The following is a 10,075-nucleotide window of genomic DNA, read 5'->3' on the forward strand; positions in this document are numbered from 1 at the left end:
AACTTGAAGTGGCAAAGTTTAGCTCCCGTTTTGCACCAGCCAACCCGGAAACACGACCATGAGCATGACTTCGTCCCTTGATAACGAACAGGCAACGCTTTGGAATGGCCGCAGCGGACGCGCCTGGATCGAGGCACAGGCTTTGTTGGATGGCATGTTTCAGCCGTTCGAGGAACAGCTCGTCAGGGCAGTTCGGCCCGAATTGGGACAACGCGTGCTCGACGTAGGCTGTGGCACCGGCAGCACAACGCTGGCGCTGGCACGCCGGCTTGGCACTAAGGGATACTGCATGGGCGTGGATATATCAGCGCCGATGCTCGAGGTGGCGCGAGCGCGTGCCAATCGGGAAGGCACGTTTGCAAGTTTCCAATGTGCTGATGCGCAACGCCACGTCTTTGATCCGGCAAGCTTCGATCTGATCGTCTCGCGCTTTGGCGTGATGTTTTTCGACCAGCCGGCCACCGCTTTCACCAACCTGCGCAGCGCGGCGCGCCAAGGAGCACGGCTACGTTTCATCGCCTGGCGTAGTGCAGCGGAAAATCCTTTCATGACCACGGCCGAGCGTGCCGCGGCTCCCTTGCTGCCTAAACTTCCGCCACGGCGGCAGGATGCGCCAGGTCAGTTTTCCTTCGCCGACCGACAGCGCATTTCCGACATCCTGCAGCAAAGCGGTTGGGTGGATGTCGATATCCAATCGCTTGACGTCGAATGCGTGCTGCCGGAACACGCGCTGGTTGGTTATTTCACGCGCCTGGGTCCGGTTGGCTCGGTGCTGCAAGAGGTGGATGAGGTGACGCGCGGCCAAGTCATCGCGACGGTTCGTGCCGCCTTCGATCCTTACGTACACGGGCCAGAAGTCCGCTACACGGCAGCCTGCTGGCTGGTCAACGCTAAGCGGTATTAGCTCTCACGTTGAGGCGTGCGCCCCACATAGCTGGCGCGAGGCCGGATCAGGCTGCCGTCTTCCTGCTGCTCCAGCGCATGCGCTAGCCAGCCGGCCATGCGTCCGGCTGCGAACATGGCGAGGGCGACGTCGGCGCTCAGCTCATAGGCCGATGCAATGGTCGCCAGCGCCAGATCCAGGTTGGGACGCCGACCGCATTGCAACTGCACGGTTTCGATCAAGCGCACGACCGCGGGCAGCTTGGCGGGACGCGGTCGTGCGGCTAGCAATGCCTGCAGCAAAACTCTGGCGCGCGGATCGCCCTCGTTGTAAAGCGGATGTCCGAAGCCGGGCAGCGTTTCGCCGCGGCGCAGACGCTCGCGCACGCGCTCTTCCGGCTCGCGCTCACGCAGCAAGTCCTGGATGAAGGCGTGGGCCCGGGCGACGGCTCCGCCATGGTGAGGGCCCGAAAGGGTTACCAGTCCTGCGCATGCGGCCGCGTGCAGGCTGGCGCCGGTGGAAGCGGCGACGCGCGTGGCGAACGAGGAGGCATTCAGTTCGTGATCCGCGCACAACACCAGCGCGTAGCGAACCAGTTCGGGCAAGCCTGTATCGTGCTTGCGCCAACTTGCGGCCATGACCTGATGGATGGGATCGGCACTCGGTTGCGTGGCGCATAGCAGTGCCGCGCTTTCACGCAGCAGCAGGGCAGCATCCTGGCGTCGATGTTGCGGATCGGTGCTATGTGCGTGAGTCGCCGCGAGCGCAAGCAAAGGCAAAACGGAGATCGTTCGTTCCAGTGGCGGTATTTCGGTCTGGCGCAGCAGCAGCGTAACGGCTTGCGGCCACCGCCGCGGCGAATTGGCGGCAAACGGATCGTGCTGGCCGCAATCCCACAGCAGGCGTGCCGTTTCCTCCAGGGTTGCGCCACTGCTTGCCAGGGCAAGCGCGGATTTGCCGCGATAGTAATGCCCACGTGGACGGATCAGCGAAATACGCGTTTCCATCACCGGCAGCCCCCAGGCCAGGCTGTGCGCGGCGCCCTGGGCGGCGCCACGTCCTGCCCGCTTGCGATCAATCATCTTCTGGATGTCGCTGGCGCTGTATTCGCGAGTGCGGCCGTCGGGACCGAGGCGGGAGTCGATGTGGCCACGACTGACATAGGCATACAGCGTGGCAACGGTTACGCCAAGCCGACCGGCGGCGTCGTAGGCGGGCAGGTAGTCGGTGTCCATGGATAATATATTGATCCTTCCAGTCAAGATTGATCAATATGTTTTGCCGTGACACAGTGGCGTCCCCGGATTGCCTGGCGCTTTCATGGCCACTTTCGAGACGGTATGCGAAGCCTTTGCCAGGCAGGCGCATTACTGCGATGAACATGGTTCGCCGCTCACCGCGCGAGTCTTGCGCGGGGTAGGGCATGCCATGCGGGAAGTGGAACCGGCCTTGCACTCAGTTGCCTCGTGGCAGGGCGACCCGGTCGCCGATGCCTTGCCCTTGCGCGTCGCCGGCGCGTTGCACGCCTTGGTCTTGAACGGAGCTGCGCCGGAACTGGCCCGCTATTATCCGGGCGGCGACGGCGAACACAGCGACGACGCACTTCGGCAGGCAGCTGTGGCTGCGTTGCGGGCGTACCCGCGAACTTTGGCCGATTACCTTGCTTCGCCACCGCAAACCAATGAAGTAGGGCGCTCAGCCGTGTTGTGCGGCGGATTCACCAGCATCGCCGCGCATACCGGTCTGTCCCTGCGCCTGTTCGAACTCGGCGCCAGCGCCGGTTTGAACGCGCACTGGGATCGTTACCGTTATCGGCTTGGCGGACAGTGGCTGGGCGATGCCGCCAGCCCGCTGGAGTTGGCTCCCGTCTGGCATGGCGCCACGCCGCCGCTTGCCACGGTCGAGGTGGTCGAGCGAATGGCCTGCGACCAGGCGCCAGTGGATCTTGCCGATCCCGATCAACGCCAACGCTTGCGCGCCTATGTCTGGGCAGACCAGGTCGCTCGCCTGCGACAACTGGAGCTTGCGATGGAGGTGGCTGCGCGCGATCCGTTGCAGGTGGAGCAGGCGGATGCGGTGGCATGGTTGGAGCGCATGCTCGCCACCCCGTTACCGGTGGGCGCCGCCACGGTCATCTATCACACCATCTTCTGGACCTATCTCGCACCTGCCGCGCAGCGGCGGGTGGAGTCGTTGCTGCAGGCAGCGGGGGAGACTGCGACTGCCGCCGCGCCGCTGGCCTGGCTGCGCCTGGAAATCGACGATTTTCAGCGTCATCCGCGCTTGCTGCTCAGCTTGTGGCCGGGACCGCAGAATCTCAATCTGGCCGATGCCCAGGCGCATGGCAGCGAAATCTTCTGGCACGCCAGCGCGCAGGAAATGCTGTCGCTTACTGCGCCGCGACATGGCCGCCTCCCTACATCACTTACAATTAACCGTTTCGGAGAACCAAGATGACCCAGCTCGATTCCGCCGGCAGCCGCTTCCGCGCCGCGCTCGCCGCCGAAAAGCCCCTGCAGGTGATTGGCGCCATCAACGCCAACCATGCCTTGCTCGCCAAGCGGGCTGGCTATCGCGCGATCTATCTGTCCGGTGGCGGCGTGGCGGCCGGGTCGCTAGGTATGCCGGATCTGGGCATCAATACGCTTGATGACGTGCTTACCGATGTGCGTCGCATTACCGATGTCTGCGACCTTCCGCTGATGGTGGATATCGACACGGGCTTTGGCCCCAGTGCGTTCAATATCGCGCGCACGGTGAAAAGCCTGATCAAGTTCGGCGCGGCCGCCTGCCACATCGAAGACCAGGTGGGCGCCAAGCGCTGCGGTCATCGTCCGGGCAAGGAAATCGTGTCGGCGGGCGAAATGGCCGATCGCGTGAAAGCGGCGGCGGATGCCAAGACCGATTCCCAATTCTTTCTGATCGCCCGCACCGACGCCATTGCGGTGGAAGGCGTGGATGCGGCCATCGGACGCGCACTGGCCTGCGTCGAAGCCGGTGCGGACGGCATCTTCGCCGAAGCTGCCTATGATCTTCCCACCTATCGCCGTTTTGCCGAGGCGGTGAAGGTACCGGTGCTCGCCAACATCACCGAATTCGGCAGCACGCCGTTGTTCAGTGTCGAGGAATTGCGCAGCGCAGGCGTGGGCATCGTTTTGTATCCGCTGTCGGCGTTCCGCGCCATGAACAAGGCGGCCGAAACGGTTTATCAGGCCATTCGCCATGACGGTCATCAGCGCAACGTCATCGACATGATGCAAACGCGCGAAGAGCTCTACGACCGCATCGGCTATCACGATTTCGAGCGCAAGCTCGATGCGCTGTTTACCGGCAAGAAATAACTCACGTTCCCCGCGGCCGTTTCCCCACGGCTGCGATCGATGTTTTGCAGCCTGGAGCACTATCAATGAGCGAGCCATCCGCAACCGCCCCCAAGCCGAAGAAATCCGTTGCCCTGTCGGGCGTGGCGGCGGGCAACACCGCACTGTGCACGGTCGGCCGTAGCGGCAACGACCTGCACTACCGCGGCTATGACATCCACGACCTGGCGGCCAAGGGCTGCTTCGAAGAAGTGGCCTACCTGCTGGTGCACGGCGTATTGCCGAACTGGGCCGAGTTGAATGCCTACAAGGCCAAGCTGAAGCGCCTGCGCGGCTTGCCGGCGCCGGTGAAGAGCGCGCTGGAACTGCTGCCCGCGGCGACGCATCCGATGGACGTGATGCGCACCGGCTGCTCGGTGCTGGGCACCGTGTTGCCGGAAAAAGAAGACCACAACCTCACCGGTGCATGCGACATCGCCGACCGCCTGATGGCGAGCTTCGGTTCCATGCTGCTGTACTGGTACCACTTCAGCCACAACGGTAAGCGCATCGAAACGGAAACCGAGGACGAAACGATCGCCGCGCACTTCCTGCACCTGCTGCATGGCAAGAAGCCGAGCGAATTGCATGCCCAGTCGCTGGATCGCTCGCTGGTGCTGTATGCCGAGCACGAATTCAATGCCTCGACCTTCACCGCTCGCGTGATCGCCGGCACCGGCTCGGACATGTACTCGGCCATCACCGGCGCGATCGGCGCGCTGCGCGGCCCCAAGCACGGCGGCGCGAATGAAGTGGCGATGGACATCATTGCGAGATATCGCAGTGCCGCCGATGCGGAAGCGGACATCCGCGCGCGCGTGGAGCGCAAGGAAATCATCATCGGCTTCGGTCACCCGGTTTACACCGTGTCCGATCCGCGTAACGAAATCATCAAGGAAATTTCGCGCAAGCTGTGCACGGAAGGCGGCAATCCGATCCTGTTCGAGGTGTCGGAGCGGATCGAGAAGCTGATGTGGGAGCTGAAGAAGATGTTCCCGAACCTCGACTGGTATTCGGCCAGCGCCTACCACATGATGGGCGTGCCGACGGCGATGTTCACGCCGCTGTTCGTGATCGCGCGCACTTCCGGCTGGAGCGCGCACGTGATCGAGCAACGCCAGGACGGCAAGATCATTCGCCCGAGCGCCAATTACATTGGCCCGGAAGATCGTACCTATACGCCGATCGAGAAGCGTTGATCGCCTGGGTTCATTACCCGATGAAAAGAGGGGCTTCGCGCCCCTTTTTTCATGGCTTGGCGCGGCGGCGGTTGAGCAAGTAGCCGGCCATGCACACGATCAGCGTAAGGCCGATTTCCAGCACATGCTTCATCCAGCCGTGCACGTCGAACCATGTGCGCCATAGCGGTTCATGGCTGATCATGCGGCCAGCAGTCCAGGCGATGGCCGCGGCGCCGGCATAGATCAGGGCGGGAATCCGTTCGATCGTCCTCAGGATCAGGGTGGAGCCCCAGACCACCAGCGGAATGCTGATCAACAGGCCGGCCACCACCAGGCCCAGGTGTCCTTTCGCGGCGCCGGCGATCGCCAGCACGTTGTCCAGGCCCATCAGGACGTCGGCGAGCACGATGCTGCGCAAGGCCGACCAGAAACCGGTCGCGGGGACTACGTTGCCATGCGCGTCATGTCCGGGCTTGAGCAGGTTCCAGGCGATCGGCAGCAACAGCAGGCCGCCTGCCAGCATCAAGCCCGGCAGTCCGAGCAGATACACCACCATGACGGTGAGCACGATGCGCACGGCAATGGCGCCGAGCGTGCCCCAGATCACGGCGCGCTTTTGCATCGTCCGAGGCAGGTTGCGTGCAGCCAGGGCGATCACGATCGCGTTGTCGCCGGCCAGCACCAGGTCGAGCAGAACGATCGTGAGCAGATCGGAAAGCAGATGGGAGAGCGCCATGCCAAAAACCTCGGCGTGCGGGACTCAAGCGGCGACGACGGGACGCACGCCGGCCCCGTCATCACCGCAAAAGTCTCGTTCTCGGTCTTGGGCCGTCACGGCGCCCGGAGCGATGCTTCGCTCGTGATGACGATCGCCGCGCGGATGCGGCGGGCCGCATCCGGAACTACTCCCCTTTGGGGTGGATCGGACGATTCTCGGCGGCTCAGTAGGGCAGGTCAAGCACATGCAGCGCCTCTGCAGCATGTCCGGCTGGTGGTTCCCCGCTACAATTGCGCTTTTCCCTTACCGCGAGATCCCCATGAGCGCGCACGACATCCGTTCCGCCAAGCGTCCCGATCCCGATCAGCCGATGGTCGACATTGCCAACTACGTGGCTGACTACCGGATCGACTCCACCGAGGCGTACGACACCGCGCGCTACATGCTGCTGGACTCGCTGGCTACGGCGATGATGGCGATGAAGTTTCCCGAATGCGTGAAGCACCTGGGGCCGGTGGTACCGGGCGCCACGCTGCCGGGCGGCGCGCGCGTGCCGGGCACCAGCCATGAGCTGGACCCGGTGCAGGCGGCGTTCGCCATCGGCACGCAGGTCCGCTGGCTGGATTTCAACGACACCTGGCTCGCGGCCGAGTGGGGCCATCCCTCCGACAACCTGGGTGCGATCCTCGCCGTGGCCGATTACCTCAGCCGCAAGGCCGGAAGTGAAGGCGGCAAGGCGCTGTCCGTGCGTGACGTGCTGACCTATGCGATCAAGGCGCACGAAATCCAGGGCTGCTACGCGCTGCTCAACAGCTTCAATCGCGTCGGCCAGGATCATGTCATCCTGGTGCGTCTGGCCTCCACGGCGGTCGCCACCGCCATGCTGGGCGGCAGCAAGGAGCAAATCGTTACCGCCGTCTCGCACAGCTGGATCGACAACGGTGCGCTGCGCACCTATCGCCACGCACCGAACGCCGGTCCGCGCAAGAGCTGGGCAGCCGGTGACGCCTGCCGCCGTGCGGTGACGCACGCGATCAATGCGGTGTATCGCGGCGTGGTGGATTATCCGTCCGCGCTCACGGCCAAGACCTGGGGCTATTACGACGTAGCGTTCAAGGGCAAGTCGTTCGAATTCGAGCGCCCGTTTGGCAGCTATGTGATGGAGAACGTGCTGTTCAAGATCAGCTTCCCGGCCGAGTTCCATGCGCAGACCGCGGTGGAGTGCGCGATGCAGCTGCATGCGCAGGTGGCCGGCAAGCTCGACCAGATCGAAAAGGTGGTGATCGAGACCCAGGAAGCCGGTTGCCGCATCATCGACAAGACCGGCCCGCTGGCCAACTACGCCGACCGCGACCACTGCATCCAGTACATGGTGGCGGTGCCGCTGATCTTCGGCCGCCTGACCGCCGACGACTACAACGACGACGTGGCCGCCGATCCGCGCATCGATGCCTTGCGCGAAAAGATGGTGGTGACCGAAAACCCGCAGTTCACCAAGGACTACTTCGATCCTGAGAAGCGCTACATCGGCAACTCCGTGCAGGTGTTCTTCAAGGACGGCAGCAGCTCCGAGAAGGTGTCCATCGACTACCCGATCGGCCACCGCAAGCGCCGCGCCGAGGGCATTCCGGTGCTCCTGAAGAAGTTCGAGGCGGCCATGCGTGGCCATCTGCCGTCGCACAAGGTCAAGGCCATCCTCGAAGCCACGGCCGACCCGGCCAAGCTCGATGCCATGCCGATCCAGGCCTTCCTCGGCCTCTTCACGCTGTGACGACGCGCTGAGCAGAAAATCTTAAAGATGGGGCAAGAGCCCGGTTCGGCCAGGGCCGGACCGGGTCCGCACAGGGCACGGCAGACAGGCTGTTGGGTGACAGTCTGTTAGCGATCATTTTGCAATTCGTTTAAAAGTTGTTAAACTCGCACGCGCCGGGCGTTGGCCAGTACCAGAGTCGTTTGTCGCAACGGGTTGCGTAACGAAGCGATTTGTCTTGGCGGACGAATGCCCTATTCATTAAGAAGAGGAGACACCTGATGAAACGTAAGGGCCTGTATTTTCTGATCGCTCTTGCCCTGGGCGGCGTAGGTGCCGCTCACGCGCAGGACAACACGGCGGCTGCAGCAAGCAGCACGGCCAGCAGCAATGCGCCGGTTTGGCCGAACGGCTTTGACGACCGCTGGTACATCGCCCCGACGGTGGGTGGTTACTACAACGACACCGATCGCAACACGCGCAGCCGCCAGATCTACTACGGCTTGTCGGTGGGTAAGTTCGTGGCTCCGAATGTTTCGGTGGAACTGTTCGTGGACCGCACCAAGCGCCGCGCGGATACGCGCGTGTTTGGCCAGGGCAACACCTGGTCGAGCAACAACTACGGCGTGTCGGCACGCTACTACTTCGGTGATGCGAACTCGTGGCGTCCGTACCTGCTGGGCGGCGTGATGGGCAGCTACCACCACAACCCGCTCAGCCGCGACTGGGCGCCGGCCGCCGAGGGTGGCGTGGGCGTGTCCAAGTCGATCACCGACAGTGCGGACTTCCGTGTGGAAGCCGGCTACCGCTATGACTGGGACGACAAGACCCAGCCGTCGAAGAACGGTTATGGCGACTGGTTCCTGGGCTTCAGCATCGTGGCGAAGATCGGTGCCGTGCCGGCCCCGGCCGCTGCCGCCGCGCCGCCCCCGCCGCCGCAGCCCGATTGCTCCAAGCAGTTCCGCAACGGCGTGAACCTGTGCGACAACAAGTGCCCGGATCTGCCGGAAGGCACGATCGTGGGTCCGGATGGCTGCCCGCAGAAGGTGGTGATCGACCTGAAGGGCGTGAACTTCAAGTTCGACCGTCCGAAGAAGGGCGAGACCAACATCGAGCCGGCACTGGCCGTGCCGAGCAGCGACTCGCTGGCGATCCTGGACCAGGCAGTGGATACGCTCAAGCGCTATCCGCAGGTGAAGGTGATGGTGGCCGGTTACACCGACAGCGTGGGCAAGCCCGCCTACAACCAGGGTCTGTCGGAGCGTCGTGCGAAGATCGTGTACGACTACCTGACCGGTCATGGCATCGATCCGAGCCGTCTGGAAGGCCCGATCGGCCACGGCATGGACAACCCGATCGACACCAACAAGACGGCCGAGGGTCGCGCCCGCAACCGTCGTACCGAACTGCAGGTTCAGCAGTAAGCGAACCCTTGCAAGCAACCTGGAAAAGCCCGGCATTGGCCGGGCTTTTTCTTACGCGGTGCGAAAAGCAGGCAACTGTATTCGTACGGTAAGCAACATGCGCTATCTAGCTGAACAAAGCTTCACCGGTGCCGGATGCCCCAAGAACGACCGGCGTGCGTATCCCTTAACGGTTTTGCTACACTCTGCCGCGCTTGCGGTTAGGGACGCCAAGCAAGGTAGCGAACTTAAGTCCCCAAAATCTAAAAAGTTCTGCCGCGCGATTCCGTCTGAGGTGGAATGGACGCGAACACCAATAATCGAGGAGACACCTGATGAAACGTAAGGGCCTGTATTTTCTGATCGCTCTTGCCCTGGGCGGCGTAGGTGCCGCTCACGCGCAGGACAACACGGCGGCTGCAGCAAGCAGCACGGCCAGCAGCAATGCGCCGGTTTGGCCGAACGGCTTTGACGACCGCTGGTACATCGCCCCGACGGTGGGTGGTTACTACAACGACACCGATCGCAACACGCGCAGCCGCCAGATCTACTACGGCTTGTCGGTGGGTAAGTTCGTGGCTCCGAATGTTTCGGTGGAACTGTTCGTGGACCGCACCAAGCGCCGCGCGGATACGCGCGTGTTTGGCCAGGGCAACACTTGGTCGAGCAACAACTACGGCGTGTCGGCACGCTACTACTTCGGTGATGCGAACTCGTGGCGTCCGTACCTGCTGGGCGGCGTGATGGGCAGCTACCACCACAACCCGCTCAGCCGCGACTG

General features: G+C 63.2%; 9 protein-coding genes. 7 read left to right on the forward strand and 2 right to left on the reverse strand.

Annotated features, from left to right (window positions below; all coding sequences use genetic code 11):
- Window positions 1–64: 64 nt before the first annotated feature.
- Complete coding sequence (locus QQJ96_RS06005) at window positions 65–904, forward strand: class I SAM-dependent methyltransferase (RefSeq protein ID WP_345782690.1); 840 nt, start codon at window positions 65–67, stop codon at window positions 902–904.
- Here QQJ96_RS06005 and QQJ96_RS06010 read toward each other — a convergent pair.
- Window positions 901–2,118 (reverse strand): citrate synthase, encoded by a 1,218-nt coding sequence (locus tag QQJ96_RS06010; RefSeq protein ID WP_284331060.1) that lies wholly within the window; start codon window positions 2,116–2,118, stop codon window positions 901–903. The genes QQJ96_RS06005 and QQJ96_RS06010 overlap by 4 nt on opposite strands.
- Before the next feature lie 85 nt (window positions 2,119–2,203).
- Between QQJ96_RS06010 and QQJ96_RS06015 the strand changes: the two genes are divergently transcribed.
- The 3 genes from QQJ96_RS06015 to prpC all read left to right on the forward strand — a co-directional run bounded on the left by QQJ96_RS06015 (window position 2,204) and on the right by prpC (window position 5,441).
- Window positions 2,204–3,340: a DUF2332 domain-containing protein gene (locus QQJ96_RS06015; RefSeq protein ID WP_284331061.1), complete on the forward strand. Its 1,137-nt coding sequence runs from the start codon at window positions 2,204–2,206 to the stop codon at window positions 3,338–3,340.
- Window positions 3,337–4,224: a methylisocitrate lyase gene (gene prpB, locus QQJ96_RS06020; protein ID WP_284331062.1), complete on the forward strand. Its 888-nt coding sequence runs from the start codon at window positions 3,337–3,339 to the stop codon at window positions 4,222–4,224. Before QQJ96_RS06015 ends, prpB begins: the two co-directional genes overlap by 4 nt.
- Before the next feature lie 65 nt (window positions 4,225–4,289).
- Window positions 4,290–5,441: a bifunctional 2-methylcitrate synthase/citrate synthase gene (gene prpC / locus QQJ96_RS06025; protein ID WP_284331063.1), complete on the forward strand. Its 1,152-nt coding sequence runs from the start codon at window positions 4,290–4,292 to the stop codon at window positions 5,439–5,441.
- A gap of 49 nt (window positions 5,442–5,490) precedes the next feature.
- On the opposite strand, the gene QQJ96_RS06030 is transcribed toward prpC, so the two are convergent.
- Window positions 5,491–6,159, reverse strand: a complete 669-nt coding sequence (locus QQJ96_RS06030; RefSeq protein ID WP_284331064.1) for a TerC family protein — start codon at window positions 6,157–6,159, stop codon at window positions 5,491–5,493.
- A 301-nt stretch (window positions 6,160–6,460) separates the two neighbouring features.
- On the opposite strand from QQJ96_RS06030, the gene QQJ96_RS06035 reads away from it, so the two are divergent.
- From QQJ96_RS06035 to QQJ96_RS06045, 3 genes are all read left to right on the forward strand, one after another.
- A complete protein-coding gene (locus QQJ96_RS06035; RefSeq protein WP_284331065.1) occupies window positions 6,461–7,912 on the forward strand; it encodes a bifunctional 2-methylcitrate dehydratase/aconitate hydratase in 1,452 nt (483 codons plus the stop codon).
- A gap of 260 nt (window positions 7,913–8,172) precedes the next feature.
- Window positions 8,173–9,315: an OmpA family protein gene (locus QQJ96_RS06040; RefSeq protein WP_284331066.1), complete on the forward strand. Its 1,143-nt coding sequence runs from the start codon at window positions 8,173–8,175 to the stop codon at window positions 9,313–9,315.
- A 314-nt stretch (window positions 9,316–9,629) separates the two neighbouring features.
- The coding region (locus QQJ96_RS06045) for an OmpA family protein (protein ID WP_345782692.1) at window positions 9,630–10,075 on the forward strand (446 nt) is incomplete at its 3' end.

This window comes from Dyella flagellata (assembly GCF_030160275.1).
GTDB classification, from domain to species: domain Bacteria; phylum Pseudomonadota; class Gammaproteobacteria; order Xanthomonadales; family Rhodanobacteraceae; genus Dyella_B; species Dyella_B flagellata.